Origin of the sequence: Sorangium sp. So ce1014 (assembly GCF_051521505.1) — a bacterium.
Lineage (GTDB): Bacteria > Myxococcota_A > Polyangia > Polyangiales > Polyangiaceae > Sorangium.
This window is the reverse complement of sequence record NZ_CP150356.1, coordinates 9,768,154-9,794,315: the sequence shown is the minus strand read 5'-3', so window position 1 is coordinate 9,794,315 and position 26,162 is coordinate 9,768,154. Positions and strand designations below refer to the sequence as shown.

At 72.1% G+C, this 26,162-nt stretch carries 18 protein-coding genes; 7 read left to right on the top strand and 11 right to left on the bottom strand.

What is annotated here, in order from left to right; genetic code table 11:
* The first annotated feature begins 48 nt into the window (after positions 1 to 48).
* Positions 49 to 420, top strand: coding sequence for a YidH family protein (locus WME75_RS37115; protein WP_437481098.1), 372 nt, complete (start codon positions 49 to 51; stop codon positions 418 to 420).
* A gap of 138 nt (positions 421 to 558) precedes the next feature.
* Here WME75_RS37115 and WME75_RS37110 read toward each other — a convergent pair whose 3' ends face one another.
* From WME75_RS37110 to WME75_RS37085, 6 genes are all read right to left on the bottom strand, one after another.
* Entirely contained in the window at positions 559 to 993 is a 435-nt protein-coding gene (locus WME75_RS37110) for a hypothetical protein (RefSeq protein ID WP_437481096.1), read from the bottom strand.
* Positions 994 to 1,293: 300 nt separating this feature from the next.
* Entirely contained in the window at positions 1,294 to 1,905 is a 612-nt protein-coding gene (locus tag WME75_RS37105) for a hypothetical protein (protein WP_437481093.1), read from the bottom strand.
* Positions 1,899 to 2,933 carry a hypothetical protein gene (locus tag WME75_RS37100; protein ID WP_437481091.1) on the bottom strand — a complete coding sequence of 345 codons (1,035 nt, stop codon included), beginning with the start codon at positions 2,931 to 2,933 and terminating at the stop codon, positions 1,899 to 1,901. Before WME75_RS37100 ends, WME75_RS37105 begins: the two co-directional genes overlap by 7 nt.
* A 19-nt stretch (positions 2,934 to 2,952) precedes the next feature.
* Positions 2,953 to 3,852 carry a hypothetical protein gene (locus WME75_RS37095; RefSeq protein ID WP_437481088.1) on the bottom strand — a complete coding sequence of 300 codons (900 nt, stop codon included), beginning with the start codon at positions 3,850 to 3,852 and terminating at the stop codon, positions 2,953 to 2,955.
* 394 nt (positions 3,853 to 4,246) lie between these two features.
* Entirely contained in the window at positions 4,247 to 4,570 is a 324-nt protein-coding gene (locus WME75_RS37090) for a response regulator transcription factor (RefSeq protein ID WP_437481086.1), read from the bottom strand.
* A gap of 597 nt (positions 4,571 to 5,167) precedes the next feature.
* Positions 5,168 to 8,962 (bottom strand): AAA family ATPase, encoded by a 3,795-nt coding sequence (locus tag WME75_RS37085; RefSeq protein WP_437481083.1) that lies wholly within the window; start codon positions 8,960 to 8,962, stop codon positions 5,168 to 5,170.
* 1,130 nt (positions 8,963 to 10,092) lie between these two features.
* On the opposite strand from WME75_RS37085, the gene WME75_RS37080 reads away from it, so the two are divergent.
* Positions 10,093 to 10,401, top strand: coding sequence for a DUF6968 family protein (locus WME75_RS37080; protein ID WP_437481081.1), 309 nt, complete (start codon positions 10,093 to 10,095; stop codon positions 10,399 to 10,401).
* Between the two features lie 743 nt (positions 10,402 to 11,144).
* Here the strand turns inward: WME75_RS37080 and WME75_RS37075 are convergent.
* The 4 genes from WME75_RS37075 to WME75_RS37060 form a co-directional block, all read right to left on the bottom strand.
* Positions 11,145 to 12,170, bottom strand: a complete 1,026-nt coding sequence (locus WME75_RS37075) for an MvdD family ATP-grasp ribosomal peptide maturase (RefSeq protein ID WP_437481078.1) — start codon at positions 12,168 to 12,170, stop codon at positions 11,145 to 11,147.
* A complete protein-coding gene (locus WME75_RS37070; protein WP_437481075.1) occupies positions 12,167 to 13,165 on the bottom strand; it encodes an MvdC family ATP-grasp ribosomal peptide maturase in 999 nt (332 codons plus the stop codon). Before WME75_RS37070 ends, WME75_RS37075 begins: the two co-directional genes overlap by 4 nt.
* A gap of 44 nt (positions 13,166 to 13,209) precedes the next feature.
* Positions 13,210 to 13,428, bottom strand: a complete 219-nt coding sequence (locus WME75_RS37065; RefSeq protein WP_437481072.1) for a microviridin/marinostatin family tricyclic proteinase inhibitor — start codon at positions 13,426 to 13,428, stop codon at positions 13,210 to 13,212.
* Between the two features lie 268 nt (positions 13,429 to 13,696).
* The gene (locus WME75_RS37060; RefSeq protein ID WP_437481070.1) at positions 13,697 to 13,903 is read right to left on the bottom strand and encodes a microviridin/marinostatin family tricyclic proteinase inhibitor; all 207 of its coding nucleotides are present in this window, start codon (positions 13,901 to 13,903) and stop codon (positions 13,697 to 13,699) included.
* A gap of 169 nt (positions 13,904 to 14,072) precedes the next feature.
* On the opposite strand from WME75_RS37060, the gene WME75_RS37055 reads away from it, so the two are divergent.
* The 5 genes from WME75_RS37055 (at position 14,073) to WME75_RS37035 (ending at position 24,695) form a co-directional block, all read left to right on the top strand.
* Entirely contained in the window at positions 14,073 to 15,239 is a 1,167-nt protein-coding gene (locus tag WME75_RS37055) for an HlyD family secretion protein (RefSeq protein WP_437481067.1), read from the top strand.
* Positions 15,236 to 18,112 carry an ATP-binding cassette domain-containing protein gene (locus WME75_RS37050; protein WP_437481064.1) on the top strand — a complete coding sequence of 959 codons (2,877 nt, stop codon included), beginning with the start codon at positions 15,236 to 15,238 and terminating at the stop codon, positions 18,110 to 18,112. The genes WME75_RS37055 and WME75_RS37050 overlap by 4 nt, the downstream gene beginning before the upstream one ends.
* Positions 18,109 to 20,361 (top strand): ATP-binding cassette domain-containing protein, encoded by a 2,253-nt coding sequence (locus WME75_RS37045; protein WP_437481062.1) that lies wholly within the window; start codon positions 18,109 to 18,111, stop codon positions 20,359 to 20,361. The genes WME75_RS37050 and WME75_RS37045 overlap by 4 nt, the downstream gene beginning before the upstream one ends.
* A gap of 370 nt (positions 20,362 to 20,731) precedes the next feature.
* Complete coding sequence (gene treZ, locus WME75_RS37040; RefSeq protein ID WP_437495001.1) at positions 20,732 to 22,633, top strand: malto-oligosyltrehalose trehalohydrolase; 1,902 nt, start codon at positions 20,732 to 20,734, stop codon at positions 22,631 to 22,633.
* Positions 22,623 to 24,695: an amylo-alpha-1,6-glucosidase gene (locus tag WME75_RS37035; protein WP_437481059.1), complete on the top strand. Its 2,073-nt coding sequence runs from the start codon at positions 22,623 to 22,625 to the stop codon at positions 24,693 to 24,695. The genes treZ and WME75_RS37035 overlap by 11 nt, the downstream gene beginning before the upstream one ends.
* A gap of 61 nt (positions 24,696 to 24,756) precedes the next feature.
* On the opposite strand, the gene WME75_RS37030 is transcribed toward WME75_RS37035, so the two are convergent.
* Positions 24,757 to 25,974 carry a cytochrome P450 family protein gene (locus WME75_RS37030; RefSeq protein ID WP_437481056.1) on the bottom strand — a complete coding sequence of 406 codons (1,218 nt, stop codon included), beginning with the start codon at positions 25,972 to 25,974 and terminating at the stop codon, positions 24,757 to 24,759.
* Positions 25,975 to 26,162: the final 188 nt, after the last annotated feature.

The window sequence follows — 26,162 nt, the reverse complement described above, 5'->3', positions numbered from 1 at the left end:
GCAGGCGTGTCGGCCGGTCGCCATGGTCCTATGCCCGGCGAAGAGAGCGTGAAGCGGACAGAGGCCTACGCGCGGGAGCACCTGGCCAACGAGCGGACGCACCTCGCCTATGTGCGCACGGCGATCGCGCTGCTCAGCTTCGGTATCACGCTCAACAGGTTCAGCCAGTACTTCCTGGAGACGGCGCCCGGGGCGGCGCAGGTCGGGTCGCGGTCGTTGCTGCGCGAGGTCGTCGGCGTCGGCGCGGGGATGGTCCTGCTCGGGATGGCGCTGATGGCCTGGGCCGCGGTGCGGTACCTGCGGGCGTACAGCGATATCGAGCGCGGGGCTTATCGGCCCGACAGGACGGCGATCCTGATCTTCACGGCCGCGATCTTCTTGATCGGCGCGGCGAGCATTGCCTGGCTGTTCACGTCGTGAGGCGAATTCGGCGCAAAGGCGCAAAAAAGAATGATGGATAGAACTCGGCGCAAAGGCGCAAAGCGTGCGACCAGTTCGAGCCGGCCGCGAGCTCCTCGCCCTGGCTGCTCGGATCGGGCTCTGTCCCGCCCGTCTTCCTCAGCGCAGGTGTGCCATGGGGCTGCAGAAAGGCGACGCAAACTCGGCGTCCTGGATCTGCTCGACGCCGACACCCTCCCCGTTGCGCGGCTGGCCCAGGGACTCTGGGCGCACCCAGCACGACAGACTGTACCGGCCCTCGAACTCCGCCGAGGCGTCCTGAGGCGAGATGTCTGCGACTCCTCGGACGGTCCGGCCGCTCTCCAGCGAGAAAGAGAGCGTGCCGGATTCCACGTGCTGAGGCGCCTCGGCCTCCCCGAAGCGGACTGTCCCTGCTCCCTCCGACAGCGGTTCGCGGCGCAACTCGACGGTCGCCCCGGAGACCTGATCGAGGGAGAGCCCCATGACGGCAGACCACACCCGTCCGTCGTCTGCCCGGGCGCTTATCAAGGCTTGTGCCGTCGGCCCGCCGTTCTCCAAGAGTCGAATGTCCATCGGACCTCCCTCGAAGAGAGAGCCATCGCGCGTGGTGACACGCAGCTCGGCCTCGGCCACGTAAGGTGGCTCCCCCACGGGATCATACGCGGCGCTGAGACATCCGAGCGACGAAGCGCTGGCAAATAGCGAGAACGCTACAATAAAAACGGAATTCAATCGACCGTGCATGGTTCACCTCCGCAACGAACCTCGTTGCGCGCCAATGTTAGCATGGCCACGATCGCGCTCGACAGGCAACATCGTCGGATTCGTGCGCCTGTCGGAGCGCGACGCGCCTACCCGCAGCGCAGGCGCCCGTCACCGCAGGTGGGCCACCTGCTTGCAGAAGGGAGACTCGAAATCGCCGTCCTGGAGTCGCTCGACGCCGCCGCTGCCGGTGCCGTTCTCCGCTTTCCCTAAAGACTTCGGGGGCACCCAGCACATCAGGACGTACTTGCCGGAGAACTCCGCCGTGCCGTCCGGCGTCCTGACGGTGCCGCTCACGGTCCGGGCGCTGCCGAGGGAGAAGGAGACGCTGCCTGCGTCTGCGATTTGCAGCGCCTCCTTGTCCAGCCTCACGCTGACGATGCCTGTGCCCTCCGACGGGGGCCGGCGCTTCAGGTCGACGCTCGCCCGAGCGATCTGCTCCCGGGCGAGCCCGAGCGTCGCCGAGTACACGCGCCCGTCCGGAGCCCGAACGTTGAGGGTCGCCTGCGCTGTCGGACTGCTGCCCTCATACACCGAGATGACCATCGGCCCGCCCTCGAAGCGGGTCCCGTCGTCCGTGGTCAGGATCATGGCGGCCCCGCTGCTGGTGGGCGGCTCGGGCGAGCCCGCGGCCTGAGGACCGGCGTCGGAGCAGCCGAGCGCAGACGCGAGGGCGAGAACGGCACCGGCCTTGAAGCTGAAGTCAAGAGATCGGTTCAGCATGAGATCACCTCGAGCACGAATGCTTCGCGTACGACGTTATCATCCTCTCGGGTCTCTGACGCGACGTTCAGGACGTCGACGGCATGAAACACGAAGTAGGTGCCGACCGCGAGCGGCGGCAGCGTTATTGGGACGCTCCGGGTATGCGCAGTGCCCGCGAGGAAGGTGCCGTTGCCCCACTCTCCAATCTGGATGCCGCCATACGCCGTCTGGTTGATGCTGACGAACCAGCGCTCGGTCTGGGTGACGTTGACGGTCCCATTGTTGCCGACGGTCGCGGGGAGGTTCATCTGCCCGCCGCCTCCCGAGCAGGCGATCACCGTCTCGGCCCAGTTGAGGCCGATCACATCGGTCGAGGAATTGCGAAAGTGCGCCGAAGCGAACAGGTTTGTCTCCGAATTGCCGCTAGGATAGAGATACCGGCCCCCGTTGGCGTCATCGGGGAGGACGTCGACGTGCTCCCCGGGGCCTCCCAAGAGGGGCCTGGGCTGCGGTATGCGCATGATGTTGTAAGCCTGGTGGTCAGCCAGGCCGAGCGCGTGTCCGAGCTCGTGGAGGTACGTCTGCCGACCGGTGTTGCCCAGCAGCGTCTCGCTAGGGTTGGTGAAGATGGTCAGGTCGCTCGCCAGCATGACGTCGGCCTCAGTCCAGTCTTCGTCGCCGAGGAAGCACCCGTCGCTCCACGGCATCGTGAGCCCGTTGTTGCCGCCGATGTCGGCGCGGTTCATGATGGCCACGTCGCTCAGATCGTCGCCGTGGACGATCGTGCTCCCGGAGTTGAAGGTCCGCGCCTGGATGGCGTCGTTCATGCCGCGCACGCCATTCCACTGGTTGATAGCGTTCACGAGCGCCTCCTCGCGCACGCTGCCGATCGGGATGCTGAACGTGTTGTGGTGCGGGACGTAGGGGTGCTCGTCCCAGATGACATCGTCGCCGAAGCACGTGGCGAAGACGCTGTACGCGGACGCCTCTCCGATCGAGAGCGAGGTAGCTATCAAGGCGGCTGACAATGCGAGAGCGGGCTTCATGGATCTCGGTCCTTCCTCTTCACTCGGCAGAAGGGTCAATGCACACGAACTTTTCGGGCGCGACTGAATCGCAGACCAGGCCCTCCGGCGGGGCGATCTGCTCGGCTGGCATGGCGTTGGGCTCGACGTCCGCCGGATCGCCCGGCGCGACCTTCGTGATGTTCCACGTTCGTCCCGGCGCGACGCTCCGCCGGAACTCGCCGCGCGGCGCGGCGCTCTTCGCCAGCGAGGAGAGCGATGTCAGGAAGTCGCTCTTGGAGAGCGCGCCGGTCGCGCGGCTCTCCGCGCCGGCCAACAGGGCGGGCCGCTCGAGGCGGGTCGTCGACTCGTTCTGCACTGCGGACACCGGACGGCCGCTGAGCTCGATGCCGAGGGCGCTGGCGCCCACGATGGCGTGGCCCTGCTGGTTGATCAGGATCTGCCGTGAGCCGACGTTCTCCACGCGGAACGCGAAGCTGCTCACGACCGGACTGTAAAACCAGTCGGTCCTCGTCAGGAATACGATGTAGGTCGAATCCGCGTGAAACTCCGGCAGCTCGGGGATGTACAGCCTGCGCCCGTTGGGGTGCGGACCGCCGAGGGTTGAGATCTTGAGCTCGCCGCGGATGGGCGTCCCCAGGTGGGTCTTGACGTCGGCCAGCGTGGCGACGGTGCGGGGCCCCTCCACCGGATCGTAGGTGAACGCGATGTCGACGACGCGACCCTCGACGACAGCGGCGGTGCTGTTCAGGGCGTCGATGGTCGTCACCACCTGCGTGAGCGTGTCCGCCTTTGCACCGCTGGCCGCAGTGGTCGCGAGCAGTGCGGCTGCGCAGGCAAAAAACAAGTTGAGTCCTCTGGCCAAGGTCATGAAACCTGCCTCCTTCAGCGAAGTTTTCCGGGCGTTTCGGGCGGGGAGCGGTTTCTTGAGCTCACCCACGGCCAGTTCTATACGCGCGCACGCGATGCCCGGAGAGTCGCACGAATGTGGTAGTGTGCTCGACGGAATCGAGCTCCGAGGCGGAGCCGTCCAGGCGATGGTTTCTTGACGTGAGCGCCCGCCGCGCGAAGGCTTCCCCCGCTTCCGTCGGACGCGCCCGCGCGGCGCGCTGGTGGCGCTGGAGAGGTGATTTCTCGACGCAGGAAGGCCGCGTAGGGGGCGCGCGCGCTGCGATCTGGGAGGTGTGGCGACCGGGCGACCCGCGAGGTCGCGCGCACGACCTCCGGTGCGCGCCGCGGCGACGACGGGGCTGGCCGTGGCGAGAGGCCGATGGTGGATGGTGTGCGGACGCTGGGCGTGGAGGAGGCCTCCTGCGGACCTCTATCGCCGTCGCTCAAAGCTTCGCGCCACCCAGGGGCAGCTCTTGGCTCGGTTCCGCGTCCATCGTCGACAGCTGGCCGCGCTCGAGCCCCGGCGCGAGGCACCGCAGCACGAGGCCTGTCCGGGTGGTGACGCCGAACTCCGCGAACAGGCGGCGGAGGTGCGTGGAGATCGTGTGCGGGCTGCTGCTGAGCTCGGATGCGATCTCCTTGTTGGTTTGCCCTTTCGCCACGCGTTCAACGATCTCGCGATGGCGGCGGCTCAGGGGTCTGGCGAAGCGAAGCGGATGACCGTCAATAACGACGTCGGGTTGGTTCGTTAAGCGAAGCACAATCACCTCTAGCATCTACATTCGGGGGATCCCGCGGCGTGGAGAGCCGACTTCTGGCCATCCTCACGCACTGCGCTGCTGGAGATCGTGAGGGCGTGAGCATGGGGATCAGAGCCGGACATGACGCAGCACCGCCGCCCAGGACGGCTGTCTGACTCAAAGCAATTGCCGTGCCCACGCCCGCCGCTCGTGACCCCGTGTTGGGAGTGCGGGGCGCTGTGTGGAGGGACCAGCGTGCTCGCGTGCCACACGCTGTAAGCGCGCGAGGCGCGCTGCGCGGCGGCCCTCGCATGGGAGGGTGGAGGGCGTTGCCACCGTGACATGTCACGGTCGAGCGTCACGGTGCGGGGCGTTGCCGCCGTGACATGTCACGGTCGAGCGTGCAGTGGCGGATAGGTCGCCGTGACATGCCGCGGTCATGGGTCGATCCGGATCGGGTCGTTCCTATCGCCCGAGCAGCTGGCGCGGATCACAAGCCGGGTGAGGTGGCTCGACGAGGCATGGACCGGGTTCCCAGAGTTCAAGCTAACCGCGCCGTGACTCCTATGCGGTGGAGCGCGAACACGCGCGCGGCCCCGGTGGCGCTCGACGCGAGAGGCCCCCTCACCGCAGCCGGTGCTCGCGGAGCACCTCGGCCGGCACCGCCTCGCGCGCGAGCTCGCAGAGCCGCGCGTGGTGCGTGAAGAACAGCACCTGCGTCGTCGCCGTCAGCTCGCCGAGCACCGCGAGGGCCGCCCGGGCGCGGTCGTCGTCGAAATGGATCAGGAGATCGTCCAGGATGAGCGGCATCGGCTCGGCCGTCCGGGCGTGGTGCTCCAGGCTCGCGAGGCGCAGCGCGAGGTAGAGCTGGTCGCGCGTGCCGTCGCTCAGGCCGCTCACGTCCACCTCGCGCTGCACCGGCGCCTTCACGGGCTCCGCCGCGGCGTCCGCCGGCGGCGGCGGGGCCGCGCGGACGCAGCGCAGCATCGCCTGCTCGCTCTCGTCGTAGCCCACCCGGAGGCCGGCGAAGGCGCCCAGCGTCAGGCGATGGAAGAGCGCGCTCGCGCGCGCCAGGATCGGGCCCTGGTTGCGCTCCCGGTAGCGCTCGATCTCGCGCTCGAGCAGCACCGCGGCGAGGTGCGCCCGCACGTAACGGCGCACCTCGCCGCGCAGGTGCGAGAGGCAGATCTGCGCCTCCACGGCGGCCTCCGCGGCGCCCACCGTCGCCCTGAGCTGCTCGCGCTCCTGCTCCAGGCTCCCGAGCGCCCTGTCGATCCGGCGCCGCTCGTCCTCCAGCGCCGCGAGCCGCTCCTCCGCGCGGTCGAGCTCGAGCGCGAGCGCGTCCCGCTCCACCCCCGCGGTCTCCTGCTCCAGCGCCGCGACGCCCGCGCCCTCGCCCGCCTCGAGGAGCTTGCCCTCGTTCTCGACGAGCTCGCGGTCGAGCCGGCGCGCCTCGCGCGAGCGCTCCTCCGCCAGGGACAGCGCCGCGAGGTCGGCGGCGGCGTCGCCCGCGCGCGCGACGCCCGCCGCCTCGAACAGCTTCGCGAGGCGCGCCTCGGCGGCCGCGCGGCGCGCCTCCTGCTGGTCCCGCTCGCGGCGCTTCTCGGCCAGGCGCTGCGCGATCTCGCCGCGCTCGCGGAGATCGGCGCGCGCCTTGTGGTGGCGCTTGATCAGCTGATCGGCGGCCTGATCCGCGGGCAGCTCGGCCAGATCCGCCGCGTGCCGGGCCGCGAGCTCCGCGACGTCGGCCGCGAACGCCGCGGCGTCGCGCTCCATCCCGAGCACCCGGCGGCGCTCGTGGGCCGCGCTGTCCGTCTTGCGGAACAGCGCGCCGAGCTCGTCGAGGATCGCCGTGGCCTCGTCCGCGGAGGCGTCGCCGGGCAGGCCGAGCAGCCGCACGCCCTCCGCCCACTCGGCCCGCCACGCATCGAGCGCGCGCGCATGCTCGGCCCGCTCGCGCTCGAGGTCCTCGAGCTCGCGCTCGAGCTCCTTGCGCTCGCGCAGGAGCTCGCGGCGCTCGCGGGCCGCGCCCTCGATGGCCGCGAGCTCCTGCTCCGCCGCCTCGACGAGCGCCGGGAGGCGCGCGGCCGCGTCCTCCAGCGGCCCGATCACGCCGGCGCCCGCGACGTCCCCGCCCGCGCCGCCCGGCGCGGCGCGGGCGCCCTGGAGCGCCGCGCGGAGCTCGGCGGCGTGCGCCTGCATCCGGGCCCGCAGCGCCTCGGCCTCCGCCTCCGCCGCGCGCAGCCGGTCGACCGTGGCGGTCAGGCCCACGTGACGGCCGAGCCAGCCGCGCATCTCCTCGGGCGAGCGCGGCGCGACGCCCGCGGGCCGCCACAGCTCGAGCCACGCGGCCTCGGCCTCCTCCGTGCGGCGCGAAAGCGCGGCGCGCTCCGCGGCGAGCTGCGCCTGATCCGCATCGGCCCGCGCCTTGTCGGCGAGCAGCCGCGCGAGGCGGGCGACCCGGTCGGCCTCGCGGCGCAGCCGATCGGCCAGGGCGTCGGCGACGCGGACCCGCTCGGTGTACTCGTCGGCCTTGCCGCGCGCGGCCGCCTCGCCCGGCGCGGCGAGCGTCGGCCTGCGCCCGGCGCCGGGCGAGGCGGCCACGTCGGCGCCGAGATCGAAGAGCGAGGCGGTGTGGATCGCCGCCGCCGCGCGGGCGCTCCCCTTCGCCTGGAGAGCGCGCAGCAGCGCCTTGAAGACGGCGTCGCGGCGCTCGCGCGCCTCGGAGAGATCGGCCTCCGTGGGCACCGCGCCGGCGCGCTGGAGGGCGTCGATCTCGCGCGCGCTCTCGCGCAGGCGCGCCTCGACCTCGGCGGTGCGCTCGCCGAGCCGCTCGCGCTCGCGCGCGATCGCGCCCCACTGCGCCGCCGCCTGATCGACCGTCTCGGGGAGCGGGACGGGCAGGGCGCTCGCCTCGACGGCGGAGAGCGGCCGCCTCGCCGGCGCGTCGCTGACGTCAAGGCGCACCCGCGAAGCGGGCACGCCGGACCCGCCGCCGAGGCCGAGGCCGAGCCGGTCGCGCTGCGCGCCGGCCTCGCGGGCGAGCTGCCCCGCCGCCGTCGCCGCCTCGCGGAGGCGGTGCTCGAGGTCGCCCTGCTTCTGCGCGCGCGAGAGCGCGCCCCGGAGCGGGGCGGGGTCCTCGCTCGGCGGCAGCTCGGCGAGGCGGCGCGCGCAGGCGTCGCGCCGCGCGCGGTGCGCCGAGAGCAGCCGCTCCACCTCGCGCGGCTTGGCCAGGGCCGCGCCGCGCTCGCGGGCGAGCTTCTTGATGCGCGCCTCGGTCGCGACGTCGACGCGCATCGCCTCGAGCCGCTCGGGCTCGGCGCCGCCGACGAGCGAGGCGTCCCGCCCGAGCCTGCGGAGGATCGCGCGCGCCTCCTCCTCGATGCCGTGGAGCTCGGCCCGGACCCGCGGCAGGTCGACGGCGGCCTTGCGGTGGCTGCCGAGCCGGGTCACGAGGCCGTCGATCACGCCCGGATCGAGCTCGGCGAGCGACGCGGGGACGTGCAGCGCGGCGTGGCGGGCCTCGAGCTCCTCGATGTCGGCGCGGAGCCGCTCCGCCTGGGCGGCCGCGTCGGCGGCGCGATCCTGGGCGTCCTCGCGATCGCGCTGCGCGCCCTCGGGCAGGAGGACGACGTCGCCGAGGGCGGCGCGCCGGCCGGCGATCGCGCGCCGCGCCTCGAGCAGCGGGAGCACGCGGAGCGCGCGCCGGAGCCGCTTGTCGGTCGCCCGGAGCGCGCGCAGCTCCGCGTCGACGCGCTCCTGCTCGGCCCTGGCCTCGTCGATCTCCTGCCGCTTGCGCGTCCAGTCCGCGGGCGGCTGCGCGGCGGTCTTGGCGCGGTTGCGCGCCTCCTCGAAGGTCTTGATCGCCTCGTTGAGCGGGCGGGTCCTCGCCTGGGGCGTGAAGATCTCGTCCGCCTCCTGGCGCAGCTTGGCGAGGAGCTGCTGCAGCCCCGGGCCGCCGAGCCCCGCGCCGAACAGGCTCTGGCCGACGTCGCCCTTGCCCTGGAGCAGGGCCTCGGCGCCCTGCCGGAGCGTCTCGTGATCCAGCCCGAAGGAGGTCCGGAAGAGCTCCTCCGTCACGCCGCCGAGCACCGGCGCGAGCGCGGCGTCGTCGAGGGGGTTGTCGTCCGGATCGCGGAGCGTCTTCACGCGCCCCTTGCGGCGGACGAACGCGAGCGCCGCGCCGCCCCTGCCCGCGAGCCGTCCGCCGACGCGGAGATCGGTGTTGTGGTGCAGGTGGGCGTCGGGCGTGATGTGCGGGATCCCGTAGAGCAGGCCGCGGATCGCCCGCAGCGCGGTGCTCTTGCCGGCCTCGTTGGGGCCGTAGATGACGTGGAGGCCCGGCGACGGCGAGGAGAGGTCGAGCCGGAGATCCGTGAAGGGACCGAACGCGAGGAGGTGGAGCTCTAGGATCTTCACGAGGTCGCCCGCTGAACGCAGGGGCTGTGCTCTCCCCTGAACGGATAGCAAGTGCGAAACCTCGGCGCGTTGTCAAGGCGCTCTCGCGGCGCGGCGCGATCGCTGCCCGTCCGCTGCAATGGCGGGCGGGCTGTGCAGGAAGCGGCGGGCGGGCGGGAGCGCGTCCTTGCGCCATCCGTCGATGAGCTCGAGGCTCGACCAGGTGGAATGCGCCCGCCCCGAGCTCGCCGACGCCCACCTCGACCTCCGCGCCCGCGCTGCCGCGGAGAGGGCGCATAGGGCGCCGCCCAGCTCGCCTCGATCCCTTGCCGGCAGCGCGCCCGAGCTCGGGCCAGGGCGACGCCAGCGCCGTCACTCCCTGACCTGGACGCGGCGCGGCGCCGCCTGCTCCAGCTGTAGAGCACTCCAGTACCTTGGCGCTAGAGCGCTGTAGTTCTGGTGGCAAGTTCGGGATGCGCCCGCCGCGAGGCTTGGCTTTCATGCAAATCGATGGAGGACCCGGCCTCACGATGCGTTCTTCCCATCCATCGATTGCGGGTTGACCAAGGGCCGGCAAAGACACGAGATTCAGCACAGTGATAACGCAGAGCTGATGACGCGCCCCACGCCAGCACACCTCAAACCGGCACGCCGGTCGCAAGGGTGCCGACATGCGAAAACTCGACGTCATCACCACCGTTATAATTTACTGTTCCATTTCCGCGTGCGCGTTGGGCCCGACACCGGGATCGGAGGCTGTGCTTGATGAGGAGAGCAGTATCGCGGCTGAGCCCATGGAAGTTCGAGCCACACGAGGCAGGTGCGAAGATGCGGTAGACGATGGGGCCGATATCTGGCAGCTCATGTGTGGAGCGGCGGGCTCAACCGAGTACATGACGCGCGGGGACGTAACTCTGTGCCTACGAGAGCACATGCAGGGGCGAGCTGCAGGCCACAACAGGTGTCGTTCCAGCTGCGCTACTGCATGCTTCGCGCTATCGAGCCGATGGGATCTTTACTGCGAAGAGCGCGCGCCCCTGCTCCTGAGGAGCACCTGCGAAAAGGCGCGCAACAAGGGGAGGGAGAGGTGCTTGAGCTCCTGCTGAGCTCGGGCACTTGACACCGCCAACGAGTGCGCTAGCTGGGGCGTCATGTCGGACCCGATCGCGGAACGCACCCTCACGCTAACACGACCGAACGGGAGCCAAGAAAATATTCAGGTACGAGTCTGGGCGCCCGAGTACAGGCCAGCAGCCCTGTGCTGGCAATCTGACGTAGAAGTCACTGGGGCTGGGGACAGCCATAAGTCCCATGGAGCCGGCTTCGATGCATTTCAGGCGCTGTATGGCGCGCTATACTTGATCCCAACGATGCTATCCAAGTATGAGGCAGTTGGCCGGCTCTCGCGGTTCGAAATGGAGTGTGTCGGATTCCCCGAGATCGATATTTCGATGTCGTGAGCCCATGGCCTCGTCGATTTCGCCGACGCCCACCTCGACCTCCGCCGCTTCGGGGCCCCTGCCGCCGTTTCGGTGACAAGAGAAACGCTGCGGTGTGGAACCGGGATGGAAGGTGGTCGAGAGGATAGGACAAGCCGGCCGGATGACGCGAGGTAGAGCCGCGCGGGCCGCCAAGGCGGGCTGGGGAACCGGGATCCTCGGGGCACGAAAAGGCCCAAGAAGGAGTGCGCGGCTCGCAGTTCGTCGAGCAGCGGGCAAAGGTCGGCCTCCGGCACGCGCGGGCGGCACGCCGAGGGACGAGGCCGAGAGGCTCACGCCGCGTCGAACGACGGGTCTGTGGCCCTGGCGATGGGCGGCAGCTCGGTCGGGATGCCCAGATGGGTCGAGATCGCCACGATGGCCTCGCGCTGCGCAGCAGCGAGACGCGCTCCAGACTGAAGGGCGGGCGCGCGCCGTAGCGGCACAGTCGTTCGAGGCTGGCGCGATCCCCCGCGCGGATCGTCCTCGCTCGATTCGCCTGGCGGCGCCATGATGGAGCGGCGGTCGGTAGCCGCTCCGGCCGAGTCCCACGCGTCGCGATCCCACTGCGCGCCCTACCCTGAACGGATAGCAAGTGCGAAACCTCGGCGCGTTGTCGAGCGCTCCTCGCGGCGCGACGCGGCGCGGCGCGATGGCTGCCCGTGCGCTGCCATGGCGGGCGGGCTGCGCCGGAAGTGGCAAGCGGGCGGCGCTGAGCGCGCGGCTCAGCGGTGCTGCGTCACGGGCGCATGCAGGAAGGCGCTCCACGAGCCGCGGCGCGGCGCCTTGCCGAGGAGCACCTCGGCGAGCGCTTCGCTGATCGGGAGCCCGGGGGTCCGCTCGAGCCAGAAGAACTCGCCGGATGGATTGACCTCGAGAAAGATGTGCCGGCCGTCCGGTGTGCGGAGGATGTCGAGGGCGCCGTAGTTGAGGCCGAGCTGATCCATCAGCCGGAGCACCGCGGTCTCGACGTCGGGCGGGAGCGCGTCCTTGCGCCACGCGTCGATGAGCTCTAGCCCCTGCCGACGCCAGTCGACCTCGGCGCCAGGCGCCGCCTCCGAGTCGATCGAGGCCGAGAAGACGCGCTCGCCCACGACCGTCACCCGCAGCTCGCGCGCCTTCGGGATCTTCTCCTGGAACGTCATCGGGCAGAGCGAGAGCCCGCGCATGTCCGCGAGGTCCTCGGCCCCGAGGGCGTTCGTGAAGACCACGTGCTCCTCGCCGCCGCGGTAGACGGCGAACGACGAGAGCATCTTGGCGATCACCCCGCCCGGGCAGGTCGCGGCGAAGGCCCGCGCCGCGCCCTCGTCGTTGGTGGTGAGCGTGCGCGGCGTGTCGAGGCCGACCTCGCGCGCGATATCGAGCTGCACCTGCTTGTTCGACGCGAAGCGCACCGCCGGCAGGGGGTCGACCTGCGGGACGCGGAGCGCCGCCAGCATGCCCTCCACGGTCTGCTTCGCCTCCTGGACCGACGCGCTCCGGAGCTGCGGGTCCATCGACGCGGGCAGCGCGCGGCCGTAAGCGACCCGGCGATACCAGACGGCGGTCACGTCGCCGAGATCGAGCTCGCCCTCCTCGGTCTTCAGCGTGGAGCGGCCCGCCCCGGGCCCCGAGGCCAGCGCGAGCCGCGCCCCCTCTGGGAAAGCGTCTGTGTCGAAGCGGAAGGCCCTGCCGCCCAGCCTGGCGATCGCGTCGGCGACGCGGGTGATGCACTCGTTGTCTTCGCTGTGCGTGATGATGAGGACTGTCACGGGTTCTCCGTCGGAGCGAGCAGCGCCTCCGCCAGCGCATCGGCGATCGGCAGGCCGAGATCCCGCTCCAGCATGCCCCACTCGCCGGCGGGGTTGACCTCGAGAAAGACGTGCTCCCCGTCCGGCGTCCGGATGAGATCGACGGCCCCGAAGACCAGCCCGAGGGCGCGCAAGACCGCGCCGAGCTGCGCTTCGACGTCGCGCGGGAGAGCGTCCTGCTCCCACGCGATGCCGGTCTCGTTGACGTCCGGGTGGCGCCAGTCGACGGCGATCGACTCGTAGAGGGAGGCGTCGAGCGCGCCGGGGAAGCACCGGCCATCGACGCAGGCGACGCGCAGCTCGCGCGCCTTGGGGATGCGCTCCTGGAAGACCATGGGGCTCTGGCGCAGGCCGGAGAGGGCGTCGAGATCGGCCTCCGCGACGGCGTGCGTGAAGACGAAGGGCGCGCCGCCCGAGAGGCTCGTCGAGAAGGGCGTGAGCATCTTGGCGACGACGTTGCCGCCGAGGCGCGCGAAGAAGCCGCGGGCCTCGGCCGGGTCGTTCGTCACAAGCGTCTCGGGGATGCGCAGGCCGACCGACGCGGCCGCCGCGAGCTGGCGCAGCTTGTCCTGGGCGCGCTCCTCGGCCGCCGGCTCGTTGATCCAACGCCGCGCGGGGAGCCCGCGCAGCCAGCCGGTCAGCGCCGCCATCGACTCGCGCACGCAGGCGGCGCGGTACGCCTCGGGGATGCCCTCGCCGAGGCTGGGCGCCCAGAGGCGCCGGAGCCAGACGGCGGAGATCTCGTCTCCGCCGATCGCGACCCCGGCGTCCTCCAGGCGGCGGCGCGCGCCGCCGGCCCCGAGCGCCGTCGAGAGGGTGATGCTGCGAGGAAACCGGTCGACGTTCAGGCGAACGGGGCGAGCGCCGCGCCGTCGCAGCGCGTCCGCCACGCGCTCGATCCCGAAGTCGTCCTGCGCATGCGAGACCAGGAGGACATTTGCGCCCGCGGTGGTCACGTCAGGAGGCCTCTCTCGCACGGCGCCGGCGGCTCATGCGACGCTCAGGCCTCGTCGCCGTCCGACGGGTACTTCAGCGTGGTGAAGATGGGGCCATCCTCTTGGTCGGACGGGTACTTCAGCGTCTGGGCGGTGGGCTTGCCGGCTTTGACGCCGGTCCGGACGCGCTTCTGATCCTCCAGGAAGCGAGCGAAGAAGGGCACCGCCTCGGCGTCATTCTTCTGCTCTTGCTGCTCGGGCTCACGGAAATCGGTATCAGCCATGGGAAACCTCCAGGTTGCTGTGGCGGCGACGCCGCCGAGGACAAGAGAGCCAATTTAAAGAGCAACCAGGCGGGGAGGCAAGCCCGCGGATACCCTGGGCACGATTTGGGCACGATTGCGGCGATCTGATTCCGCTGCTGCGGTTGTCTTGCAGCCGAGAGCGCTCAGTTGTGTTGAATAGTGTTAAGATTGGTTGCGTTTGGTTACGCGTGACCAAGCGCCGCTCTGAGCCGGCGACTCCAGCGACGCCTCGCGCGTCGCTCGCGGCCTACTTCGAGGGCAAGTCGTCGTCGCCGTCCGACGGGTACTTCATCGTGGTGACTTCATCGCTGTCCGAGGGGTACTTCTTCGTCGCGAAGCCACCGCCGGCCTTGACGCCGGTGCGGATGCGCTTCTGATCTTCCAGGAAACGAGCGAAGAAGGGCACCTGCTCGGATTGCTCGGTCTGCTCGGGATCACGATCGATATCAGCCATGGGAAACCTCCAATAAGGATGTACTGCCTTGCGGCGGAGCCGCCGAGGACAGGATTCACCCGATCGACCCGTCGCGCACGTTAAGTTTTTGCTATGTTCATCGCCTCACCCGGGCGATGGGCGTGACTTCCTGAGCCTGCTCCGCTCGTGTATCTTTACGCAATCACCGATGCCCGCCGGGTTCTCACGCTCGATCCACGCGATCGCCACCGACGGCCACCGCGGCTCGATCGCCGGCGTCGCGATCGGCGCGCTCCTGCTCGGCGCCTGGCTCGCGTGGTTCTTCCTCGCGCGCGTCGGACGGTACGAGGCGAGCGTGAGCGCGCGCCTCGAGGTGGGGCAGGCGGCGCACCGCGTCGAGGCGCCGCTCGACGGGAAGGTCGCCGCGGTCCACCTCGACCTCGGGGCCGAGGTCGCCGCGGGCGACGTCCTGATCGCGCTCGACGTGGAGCCGCTCCGCCGCGAGATCGACGACAAGCAGGCCCGGCTCGCGGCGATCGCAGGGCAGGTGGGGCCGCTCCGGGCCGAGATCGCGGCGCGGACGCGGGCGCTGCGCGACGGGGAGGAGGCGGCGCGCGCGCACGTCGGCGAGGCGAAGGCGCGCCTGCGGGAGTCCGAGGCGGGCGCGCGCTTCCAGGAGCTCGAGGCGGAGCGGGCCGTGCGCCTGCGCCAGGACGGGCTCGTGTCGGAGGCCGAAGCGGCGCGGCTCGCGGCCGACGCGCAGTCGAGGCGCTCGGCGACCGAGGCGCTGGACCGCGCCGCCGCGCGGGCCTACGTCGAGCGGCGCGCCGGGCAGAGCGAGCAGCAGGCTGAGCTCGCGCGGCTCGACCGCGAGGCGGCCACGCTCGAGGGGGAGCGGCTCGTGCTGGAGGCGACGATCAAGGCGCTGCTCGCCGAGATCGAGCGGCGCAAGATCCGCTCGCCGATCGCCGGGCGGGTCGGCGACATCGCGGTGCTGCGGGCCGGCTCCTTCGTGCGCGAAGGCGACGTCGTGGCCGCCGTCGTGCCGCCCGGCGAGCTCAGGGTGATCGCGGAGTTCCCGCCGTCGTCCGTCGGACGGATCCGCGCGGGGCAGGAGGGACGCCTGCGGCTCGATGCGTTCCCGTGGACCGAGTACGGCACCCTGTCCACCACCGTCGACCGCGTCGCCAGCGAGACGCAGGAGGGCCGCATCCGCGTGGAGCTCGGCGTGCGCCCCGATCCGGCGTCGCCGATCCCGATGCAGCACGGGCTCCCGGGCAGCGTCGTCATCGAGATGGAGCGCGTCTCGCCGGCCTCGCTCGTGCTGCGCGCCGCGGGTCAGATCGTGAGGGTCCGCGGCGGAGCGGGCGGGTGAAGGAGGGGACGACGAACGCCGATCCCCGATCCGCGCCGGACCGACAAGCGAACGCCGAGCTCCGTCGCCGAGCGTCGAGCCCGCGGCGGAGGCTCCTCGCCCCCGAGGTCGTGCAGACCTCGGCGATGGATTGCGGGCCGGCCACGCTCAAGTGCGTGCTCGAGGGCTTCGGCATCGGCGTGAGCTACGGGCGCCTGCGCGAGGCCTGCCAGACCGACGTGGACGGCACCTCCATCGACACGCTGGAGGACCTCGCCGGGCAGCTCGGGCTCGTGGCCCAGCAGATCCTCGTCCCGCTCGAGCACGTGCTGCTCGACGAGGCCCAGGCGCTGCCCGCCCTGGCGATCGTGCGGCAGTCGACCGGGCCGCTCCACATCGTCGTGCTCTGGCGCCGGCACGGCGGCCTCGTGCAGGTCATGGACCCGGGCACCGGGCGCCGCTGGGTCACGCGACGGCAGCTCGAGGGCGAGCTCTACCAGCACGAGCTGCCCCTCTCCGCGGCCGACTTCCGCGCCTGGGCGACGAGCGACGGGTTCACGCGGCCGCTCGGGCGCCGGCTCGCGTGGCTCGGCGCGGGGACGCAGCCGCTCGAGGCGGCGCTCTCGGATCCGGGGTGGCGCGCGATCGCGGCGCTCGACGCCGGCGCGCGCCTTGTCACGTCGCTCGTGCGCTCCGGCGGCCTCGGCCGCGGTCGCGAGGCCGCGCGCGTGCTGGGCGCGTTGCTCGAGCAGGGCCCCGAGGCCGCGCAGGAGGAGAGGATCCCGCCCACCTTCTGGACGGCGCGCCCCGAGCCGGCCGGCCCGCGCGGGGAGGGTCGGGTCGTCGCGCGGGGCGCCGTGCTCGTGCGGATCCGCGGGCGCCGTCCGCCGATTCACGCCCGCGCCCCGGCGGCTCGCGGCGGCGCGTCGCCGGCCGCCGCGTCCGCGTCCCAGGCCCCCGAGGAGGCGCCCCCTCCCGGCGAGGTGCGCCTCCCCCCGGACCTCGCCGCCGCCCTCGCGGAGCGAAAGGTCCGGCCCGGGCGCGAGCTCCTCCGGATGCTCCGCGAGGACGGGCTGCTGACGCCCGCCGTGCTCGCGGGCGCGCTCCTGCTCAGCGTCGCGACGGTGGTGCTGGAGAGCCTCCTCTTTCGTGGGTTGCTCCAGATCTCCAGCGATCTCGCGCTGTTCGAGCAGCGCCTCGCCGCCATCGGCGCCCTCGCCCTGTTCCTCGCGCTGGAGCTCGCCGTCGATCTCTCGCTGACCACGGGGGTGATCCGGCTCGGGCGCCACCTCGAGGTCCGGCTGCGGATGTCGTTCCTCGCGAAGATCCCGCGCATCGGCGATCGCTACTTCCAGAGCCGCCCGGCCTCGGACATGGCGCAGCGCGGCCACAGCCTGCACGTGCTCCGCACCCTGCCGGCGTTCGGCGGCCAGATCGCCCGCTCGACGCTCGACCTCGCGGTCACCACGGCCGCGATCGTCTGGGTCGATCCCGCGAGCGCGCGCCTCGCCGTGCCGTGCGCGCTGCTCGCGCTGGCGCTGCCGTTCGCCGGGAACCGCGTCCTCATCGAGCGGGATCTGCGCGTGCGCACCCACGCCGGCGCGCTCACGAGCTTCTACCTCGACGCCCTCCTCGGCCTCGTGCCGATCCGGGCGCACGCGGCGGAGCGGGCCGTGCGGCGCCAGCACGCGGGCCTGCTCGGGGAGTGGGCGCTCGCCGGCCGCGCGCTGCTCCGCGCGGCCCTCGCGGTCGACGGGGCGCAGGCGCTGCTCGGCTTCGCGCTCGCCGCGTGGATCCTCGGCGACTTCCTCGCCCGCGGGGGCGCCCTCTCGCGGGCGCTCCTGCTCTTCTACTGGGCGCTCGCGCTGCCGGCCATCGGGCAGGCGCTCGCGAGCGCGCTGCTCCAGTACCCGGCGCACCGCAACACGGCGCTGCGCCTGCTCGAGCCGCTCGGCGCGCCGGAGGAGACGCGCGCCGGCGACGCGTCCGCCGCGACCTCGGCGCCGCCGGCGCGGGCCGGAGCCGAGGGCGCGGGCTGCGCGATCGCCTTCGAGCGCGTGCGCATCCAGGCCGCCGGTCACGTGATCCTCGACGGGGTGGATCTCCGGATCGCGGCGGGCAGCCACGTGGCGATCGTGGGGGCCTCGGGCGCGGGGAAGTCGAGCCTCGTCGGGGTCCTGCTCGGGTGGCACCGGGCGAGCGAGGGCCGGGTGCTCGTCGACGGCCGCCCGCTCGACGGCGAGCGGGTGCGCGCCTTGCGCGAGGAGACCGCGTGGGTCGACCCGGCGGTCCAGATCTGGAACCGGTCGTTCCTCGACAACCTCCGCTACGGCGCGCCCGACGACGCGGCCGACTTCGGCGCCGTCGTCGACGAGGCCGAGCTGCGCGAGGTGCTGGAGCGGCTGCCCGAAGGGCAGAAGACCCTGCTCGGCGAGGGCGGAGGGCTCGTCTCGGGCGGCGAGGGGCAGCGCGTGCGCCTCGGCCGGGCGATGCTGCGGGGCGAGGCGCGGCTCGCGATCCTCGACGAGCCGTTCCGCGGCCTCGACCGGGAGCGCCGCCGGGCGCTGCTCGCCAGGGCGCGACGGCGCTTTCGTCGCGCGACGCTCCTGTGCGTCACCCACGACGTCGGCGAGACACGCTCGTTCGAGCGCGTGCTCGTCGTGGACGGCGGGCGCGTCGTCGAGGACGGGGCGCCCGCCGAGCTCGCGGCGCGCCCCGGCTCGCGCTACCGCGCGCTGCTGGAGGCCGAGGCGGCCGTGCAGCGAGGGCTCTGGTCGAGCGGCGGGTGGCGCCGGGTGACGGTCGCTCGCGGGCGGCTCGCCGGAGCGCCGGCCGAGGGCGCGGGAGCGCCGGCCGAGGGCGCGGGAGCGCCGATCGAAGGCGAGCGGAGGTGACGGCGGCGGCGGAACACGGGGGGGGAGCTCCGCCGGACGGAGCGGAGGCGCAACGTGGGTGGGGCGCGCGGCCGCGGCCGGGCGAGGCGGTCGACGCGCTCGCGGCCCTCGAGTGGCCGGCGGAACGACTCGGCGACGCGATCGAGGCGCTCGCGCTGCAGGGCGGCCTCAGCCCGCGCGCGGTCGCCGCGCCCATCCCGACCGCCGGACACCTCCGCAGCGCGGACGCGCTCGGCGCGTGGATCGATCAGGCCGCGGGCTACCTCGGCGTCGAGGCGGAGCCGATCGTGGCGCGCTACGACGAGGTCGACGCCGCGCTCCTGCGCGTCGCGCCCGCGCTCGTGTGGCTGCGCGGCGGTGAGACGCCCACTTTCCTCGCCGTCGTGGGGCGCAGGGGGCGGGACCTCTCGGTGCTCCGCGCCGACCGCTCCAGGGCGCGCGTGCCGGTCGAGGCGATCACCCGCCGCATCTCCCGCCCGCTCGAGGCGCAGGCGCTCCCGGAGGTCGATCGCGTCCTCGCGCGCGCAGGGGTGCGGCCGCGGCGGCGCGGCCGCGCGCGGCAGGCCCTGCTCCGCGAGCGCCTCGGGCCCGTGATCCTCGACGGCATCTGGAGCCTGCGCCTGCCGCCGGGCGCCTCGTTCCGGCGGCAGATCGCGGCCGCGCGGATCCCGCGCCGCCTGCTCGGCCTGCTGGCCGCCCACGCCTCGGCCTACGCGCTCTGGATCCTCGTGTGGATGACCGTGGGGCGCAGCATCCTCGACGACCACCTCGACGAGGGGTGGCTCCTCGCCGGCGCGCTGCTGCTCGCGACGGTGGTCCCGCTGCGCCAGCTCATGGCGTGGCTGTCCGGCGTGGTCGCGATCGACGCGAGCGCGCTGATCAAGCAGCGCCTGCTCTCGGGCGCGCTCGCGCTCGACGCCGAGGAGGTGCGCAGCGAGGGCGCAGGCCGCTTCCTCGGCCGCGTGATCGAGTCCGAGGCGATCGAGGCGCTCGCGATGGGCGGCGGCGTCGCGGCCGTCGCGTCGGCCTTCGAGCTCGTCGCGGCGGCGGCCGTGCTCGCCCAGGGCGCGGCGGGCGCGCTCCACGCGGTCCTGCTCGCCGCCTGGGCGGTCCTCGTCGTCGCGCTCTGCGCGCGGTTCTACCGGCGGCGCGCGCGCTGGACCTCCGCGCGGCTCGCGATGACCCACGACCTCATCGAGCGCCTCGTCGGCCACCGGACCCGCCTCGCCCAGGAGCGCCAAGGCCGCTGGCACCACGGCGAGGACGAGGCGCTCGCGCAGTACCTGCTGCGATCGCGCGAGCTCGACAGGAGCCAGATCGAGATCGGCGCGCTGATGCCGCGCGGCTGGCTCATCGCGGGCATCGCCGGCCTCCTGCCGCCGTTCCTCGCGGGCTCCGGCTCCGCCGCGGCGTACGCGGTGGCGCTGGGGGGCGTCCTGCTCGCGAGCCGCGCGCTCCAGGGCCTGTCGGCCGGCCTGTCGAGCCTCGCCAGCGCGGCGATCGCGTGGGAGCAGGTCTCCACGCTCTTCCAGGCGGCCGCCCGCGGCGGGGCACCGCCGCCGCCCTTGCCGCCCGACGCGGGGCGCACGCCGCCCCTCACGCCGGGGGCCGCGGGCCGCCCGGACGTGGAGAGCCGCGCGCCGGTCCTGGAGGCGCACGAGCTGTCCTTCCGTCACAAGGGCAGGGCTCGCCCGGCGGTGAGCGACGTCTCGCTGCGGATCGCGGCGGGCGACCGCATCCTGCTCGAGGGGCCCTCGGGGGGAGGGAAGTCGACGCTGAGCGCCCTGCTCTCGGGGCTGCGCGCGCCCGACGCAGGGCTGCTCCTGCTGAACGGGCTCGACCGCCACATCCTGGGCGCGGCCGCGTGGCGCCGTCGCGTGGCCGCGGCGCCGCAGTTCCACGAGAACTACGTGCTCTCCGGGACGTTCGCGTACAACCTGCTGATGGGCAGGCGCTGGCCGCCGAGGCCCGACGATCTCGCGGAGGCCGAGGCGATCTGCCACGAGCTCGGCCTCGGCGAGCTGCTCGGCCGGATGCCGGGAGGGCTGGAGCAGGTGGTGGGCGAGACGGGCTGGCAGCTCTCGCACGGCGAGCGGAGCCGGCTCTACATCGCGCGCGCGCTGCTCCAGGGCGCCGAGGTCGTCGTGCTCGACGAGAGCTTCGCGGCGCTCGACCCCGAGACGCTGGCGCAAGCGCTGCGCTGCGTGCTCGGGCGCGCGCGCACGCTCGTCGTCATCGCCCACCCCTGATCGCGGAAGCCTGTCAGTCCATTCCTCTCGGCTCCTCTCGGCGCTCGATCGATGAGGCGAATCGGACGCTCTCCTCGGCCCGGAGCCCGCCAGCAGGGGTGAGGCAGGCACGAGCTCCAGAACACATTGCGCTGTGCAAAGCAAAGCTGGCCATTTCGTCTGTGCCGTCTATCATCGTCCGTTGCTCCCCGATCCTCCTCAGGGGACTCCGTAAGGCGCGGTCGCGCTCGCCAGAGGAGCCCGGTGAGCAAGAGCCGCTGCAAAAGGAGGCCGTCGAGCTTATCGGTGCTGGACGTCACGTGTGTTGCGTCTAGAATGCATGTCGATGCCAAATAGGAAGTTGGAGAGACGGTTGCCCGTGGGCGCAGAGATGCTGGCCGGGAGAGAAGTGCACTTCCGGGTCTGGGCGCCGGCCCGGCGCAGGGTCGAGGTCGTCCTGGAGGCTGGGCCCGGGAGCGGCGCGACCGTCCCGCTGCGGCCCGAGGAGGGCGGTTACTTCGCGGCGATCGTCCCGGCCGCTGCGGCCGGGACCCGCTATCGGTTCCGGCTCGACGACGACGAGAAGCTCTATCCCGATCCCGCCTCGCGCTCGCAACCGGAGGGGCCGCACGGGCCCTCCGAGGTGATCGACCCCGCCGCGTTCACGTGGAGCGACGCGGCCTTCCGGGGCGCCCCGCTCAAGGGGCAAGTCGTCTACGAGATGCACATCGGCACCTTCACCCGGGAGGGCACCTGGGCGTCCGCCGCCCGCGAGCTGCCCGAGCTCGCCCGGATCGGCATCTCCTTGATCGAGCTGCTCCCGGTCGCCGAGGTCCCCGGCCGCTTCAACTGGGGGTACGACGGCGTGAACCTCTTCGCGCCGACGCGCCTCTACGGCAGCCCCGACGATTTTCGCCGCTTCGTCGACGCGGCGCACCGCGCCGGGATCGGGGTGATCCTCGATGTCGTCTACAACCACCTCGGCCCGGACGGCAACTACCTCGGCCAGTTCTCCAGGGACTACTTCACCGATCGTCACAAGACGGACTGGGGAGCGGCCATCAACTTCGACGGCCCGCGGTCCGAGGCGGTGAGGGAGTACTTCATCGCCAACGCCGGCTACTGGATCGAGGAGTTCCACCTCGACGGGCTCCGGATCGACGCGACGCAGAACATCTACGACAGCTCGAAGGACCCCATCGTCGCCGCGATCGCGCGCCGCGTCCGGGAGGCCGCGGGGGGCAAGGAGACGTTCATCGTGGCCGAGAACGAGTCCCAGGAAGAGTGGCTGATCCGCCCCGCCGCGCGGGGCGGCTACGGGCTCGACGCCATCTGGAACGACGACTTCCACCACAGCGCCAAGGTGGCGCTCACCGGCCGCAACGAGGCGTATTACACGGATCACGAGGGCTCGCCCCAGGAGCTCATCTCCGCCATCAAGTGGGGGTTTCTCTTCCAGGGGCAGGGCTATCAGTGGCAGAAGCAGCGGCGAGGGACCCCCGCGCTCGACGTGGATCCGGCCCGCTTCGTCCTCTTCCTGGAGAACCACGATCAGGTCGCCAACACCGCCAAGGGCGAGCGGCTCTTCCACATCGCGTCCCCGGGCAAGCTCCGGGCGTTGTCGGCGCTCCTGCTCCTCGCGCCCGGGACGCCCATGCTCTTTCAAGGGCAGGAGTTCGGGTCGTCGGCGCCGTTCCTCTTCTTCGCGGACCACAACCCCGAGCTCGCTCCGCTCGTGCGCAAGGGCAGGGTGAAGTTCCTGGAGCAGTTTCCATCTTACTCGGCGCCCGAGGTGCAAGCGCAGCTCGACCCTCCGGACGACCTGCGGACGTTCGAGCGCTGCAAGCTCGATTTCTCCGAGCGCGAGCGCAACGCCGGCATCTACGCCCTCCACGAGGACCTCATCGCGCTCCGCCGGCGCGATCCGGTGATCCGGGCCCAGCGCCCGCGCGGCGTCGACGGGGCCGTCCTCTCGGCCCAGGCGTTCCTCCTCCGCTACTTCGGCGACGACGGCGACGACCGGCTGCTCCTCGTCAACCTCGGGCGAGATATCCATCGAGGCGCCTTGCCGGAGCCGCTCTTCGCCCCACCTCTGGAGCGCCGCTGGGAGACGTTGTGGTCCAGCGAATCCCCTCGTTACGGGGGGCAAGGCAGTCCACGTGTCATCACCGAGGAGGGCGTGCACATCCCGGGCGACGCGGCGATCCTCCTGCACCCCGTGATCGGGGCGCCGCTGCCCGAGAAGACGAGCGCCACCCCGCGCCCCGAGGAGCCCAAGAAGCATGTACGCTGACGAGATCTGTCGGATGATGGTCTGGTCGCGGGGCACGGCCCCCGCCTCGCACGACGACGCCGAGCACGGCTCGAACCCGCTCGCGCGGGAATGGCTCGTCACGAACGGCCTCGGCGGCTACGCCTCGGGCACCATCTCGGGCGCGGTGACTCGTCGCTTCCATGGATTGCTGATCTCCGCGCTGCCGGCCCCCCTCGGCCGCACCATGATGCTCAGCGATCTGTCGACCCGGATCCGCACCTCGGACGGCAAGGCGTATCAGGTCGGCGGTCAGGAGCCCTGGCTCGACGACAGCGCCGCGCAGGTCATCGATCTCGCCGAGTTCCGCCTCGAGGCCGGGCTCCCGGTGTGGCGCTACGAGGGCGCGGGGATGATGTTCGAGCGGCGCCTGCTCCTTCCCCACGGGCAGAACACGGTCCACGTCACGTACACGCTCCTCAAGGGGGCAGGGCCGGTCCAGATCGAGCTCCAGCCGTGGGTGAACTTCCGCCCTCACGAGGGCGCGCTCGATCGGCCGGTGGCGGGCCCCTATGCGCTCACCGTGATCGAGGATCGCTACGAGCTCGCGTCGCCGAGCGACCTGCCGCCGCTCCGGCTCAAGGTCCAGGGCGCCCGGGCCGAGTTCAGGATCGACAGCGCCCGGCTGCGCAACGTGCGCTACCGGATCGAGCAAAGCCGCGGCTACGACGCCGTCGGCGAGTTCTACAGCCCTGGCCGCTTCAGCCTCGAGCTCCCGGTCTCCGGCAGCGTGACGCTCGTCGCGTCCACCGAGCCCTGGGAGATGATCAACGCCCTCACCACGGGCGAGGTGCAGCGCGCCGAGCGCAAGCGCCGGACCCGGCTCCTGCTCGCCGCGGCGCCCGAGCTGCGCTCCGGGACGCCGGCGGAGCTCATCCTCGGCGCCGATCAGTTCCTCATCACCCCCGCGGGCCGCGTCGAGGACGCCGCGCGCGCCCGGGCCGCCGGGGACGAGGTGCGCACCGTCATCGCGGGCTACCACTGGTTCACCGACTGGGGCCGCGACACCATGATCAGCCTGGAGGGGCTGACGCTCGTCACCGGGCGCCACATCGAGGCGGGCTACATCCTGCGCACGTTCGCCCATTACGTGAAGGACGGGCTCATCCCCAACATGTTCCCGGAGGGCAAGAACGACGGGCTCTACCACACCGCCGACGCCACCCTCTGGTTCTTCCACGCGCTCGATCGCTACCTGACGACCACCGGCGATCGCGAGACGCTTCGGCTCATCCTCCCCACGTTGATCGATATCGTCGAGCACCACACCCACGGGACGCGCTTCGGGATCCGCGTCGACCCGAAGGACGGCCTCGTCCGCCAGGGGGAAGAGGGCTATCAGCTGACCTGGATGGACGCCAAGGTCGGCGATGACGTGATCACGCCCCGCAGGGGGAAGGCCGTGGAGATCAACGCGCTCTGGTACAACGCCCTCCGCCTGATGGAGCGCTGGGTGCGCGAGTCCGAGGGCGACGGCGCGGCGGGGCGCTACGGCGCGGCCGCCGAGCAGGTCAACGCCTCGTTCAACCAGCGCTTCTGGTGCGAGGAGCAGGGCCATCTCTACGACCTCATCGACGGCGAGCAGGGCACCGACGACGCCTTCCGGCCGAACCAGATCTTCGCGATCTCGCTGCCGCACCCGGTCCTCGACCCCGGCCGCTGGAAGGGGATCGTCGATCAGGTCAAGGAGCGGCTCTGGACGCCCGTGGGCCTCCGGTCGCTCGCCCCGGGCCACCCGGACTACAAGCCGAAGTACTCCGGCGACCTCCGCGCGCGGGACATGGCCTATCACCAGGGCACCGTCTGGGGGTGGCTCATGGGCCCCTTCATCGACGCCTGGCTGAAGGTGTACCCCGCCGATCTCGCCGGCGCGCGGAGCCTCCTCGCGGGCTTCACGCCCCACCTCGACGAGGCCTGCGCCGGGTCGATCAGCGAGATCTTCGACGCCGAGCCGCCGTTCACGCCCCGCGGGTGCGTCGCCCAGGCGTGGAGCGTGGCCGAGGTGCTGCGCGCCTACGCCCGGACGGCCCGCTCGGCGGGCTGAGCGCCGGCCCCCGGGAGCGCGACCCCGGGGGCCGGTGGAGCGCTGTTCCTGTCTCCCTCCCTCAGAACACCACGGGCACCGCCGCCGGGCCGCGGAGCAAGGCCCACTCGCCCCAGTCGATCTCGTCCGGCGAGATGTCGAGCGCGAGCCGCGGGAGCCTCCGGAGGAGGGTCGAGAGGGCGATGGCCGCCTCGATGCGAGCGAGCGTGGCGCCCAGGCAGAAGTGGATCCCGCTCCCGAAGGCGATATGCCGGTTCGGCGAGCGGCCGACGTCGAAGCGGTCGGGATCCGGAAAGTGCTCCGGATCCCGGTTCGCCGCCAGGAGCCCCGCCACGATCCCTTCTCCCGCCGGCACGCGGGCGCCGAGCAGCTCGATGTCCTCGAGCGGCCAGCGGATCGACGAGAGCTCGGCCGGCCCCTCGCAGCGCAGCATCTCCTCGACCGCGGCGCCGATGAGCCCGGGATCCCCCTCTATCCGCCGCCGCTCCTCGGGGTGCAAGAACAGGAGCAGCGCGCCGCTCGCGATGAGGTGCACCGTGGTCTCGTGGCCCGCGACGAGCAGCAGGAACACCATGCTCGTGACCTCCGCCGGGCTCAGCTTGTGCTCCTGCTCCTCGGCGAGCAGGAGCGCGCCGATCAGGTCGTCGCGCGGGGCCTTGCGGCGCGCCGCGAGGAGCGCCGTGAGGTACGCCTCGAGCTCCTCCACGGCGGACATCGCGCGCTCCAGGAGGGCGAGATCGGTCGAGGCGGCGAGGATGATCTTGGTCCAGCGGCGGAACTGGCCGCGATCCTCGAGCGGGAGGCCGAGGAGCTCGGCGATCACCGCGATGGGGAGCGGGAACGCGAAGTCGGCCACGAGCTCCATGCGACGCCGGTCTGCCACGGCGTCGATGAGCTCGTCCGCGATCGCCTGGATGCGCGGGCGCAGCCCCTCCATCGTCTTCACGGAGAAGGCACGCTGGACGAGGCCCCGGAGCCGCGTGTGATCCGGCGGATCGGCCTCGAGCATGTGCTGATTCAGCAGCGTCGAGCGCTCGCCCAGCGGGCGGTAACGCGCGCGCACCTCGGCGGGGAGCTTGCGGGAATCCCGGATCAAGCGCGGATCCTTGAGGAGCTCCACGCAGTCGTCGTAGCGCGTGGCCGTCCAGACAGGCACGTTGAGGCGAGGCTGGACGAGGCGATGAATGCGCCCCGCGTCCCTCATGCGCGCGTAGATGGAGTGCGGCTCGGCGCGGCCCCTCGGACGGAACAGCTCCGGAAAAGCGACCTTGTCGACCATGGATCCCCCGTCTCGTCGCGTCCGGCCGTTCGAGACGATGCTCGCGTGCGCAGGCGCGTGTGTCAGCAGGAAGAGTGCATGGTGGAGATCGACGCGCCGTCAAGCCGCGCCGGCGCGGTCGCGCTCGCCCGGGCGGATCTGGCAACAAATAATTGAATTTATTGGGTATTTTCTTCCTGTCCTCTCGC

Coding starts and splice junctions, on each gene's coding strand:
- WME75_RS37080 (WP_437481081.1), top strand. CDS start 10,093: ATGTCGGACCCGATCGCGGAACGCACCCTCACGCTAACACGACCGAAC.
- WME75_RS37065 (WP_437481072.1), bottom strand. CDS start 13,428: ATGGCTGATACCGATTTCCGTGAGCCCGAGCAGCAAGAGCAGAAGAAT.
- WME75_RS37110 (WP_437481096.1), bottom strand. CDS start 993: ATGGACATTCGACTCTTGGAGAACGGCGGGCCGACGGCACAAGCCTTG.
- WME75_RS37105 (WP_437481093.1), bottom strand. CDS start 1,905: ATGCTGAACCGATCTCTTGACTTCAGCTTCAAGGCCGGTGCCGTTCTC.
- treZ (WP_437495001.1), top strand. CDS start 20,732: ATGCTGGCCGGGAGAGAAGTGCACTTCCGGGTCTGGGCGCCGGCCCGG.
- WME75_RS37030 (WP_437481056.1), bottom strand. CDS start 25,974: ATGGTCGACAAGGTCGCTTTTCCGGAGCTGTTCCGTCCGAGGGGCCGC.
- WME75_RS37060 (WP_437481070.1), bottom strand. CDS start 13,903: ATGGCTGATATCGATCGTGATCCCGAGCAGACCGAGCAATCCGAGCAG.
- WME75_RS37055 (WP_437481067.1), top strand. CDS start 14,073: ATGCCCGCCGGGTTCTCACGCTCGATCCACGCGATCGCCACCGACGGC.
- WME75_RS37100 (WP_437481091.1), bottom strand. CDS start 2,933: ATGAAGCCCGCTCTCGCATTGTCAGCCGCCTTGATAGCTACCTCGCTC.
- WME75_RS37035 (WP_437481059.1), top strand. CDS start 22,623: ATGTACGCTGACGAGATCTGTCGGATGATGGTCTGGTCGCGGGGCACG.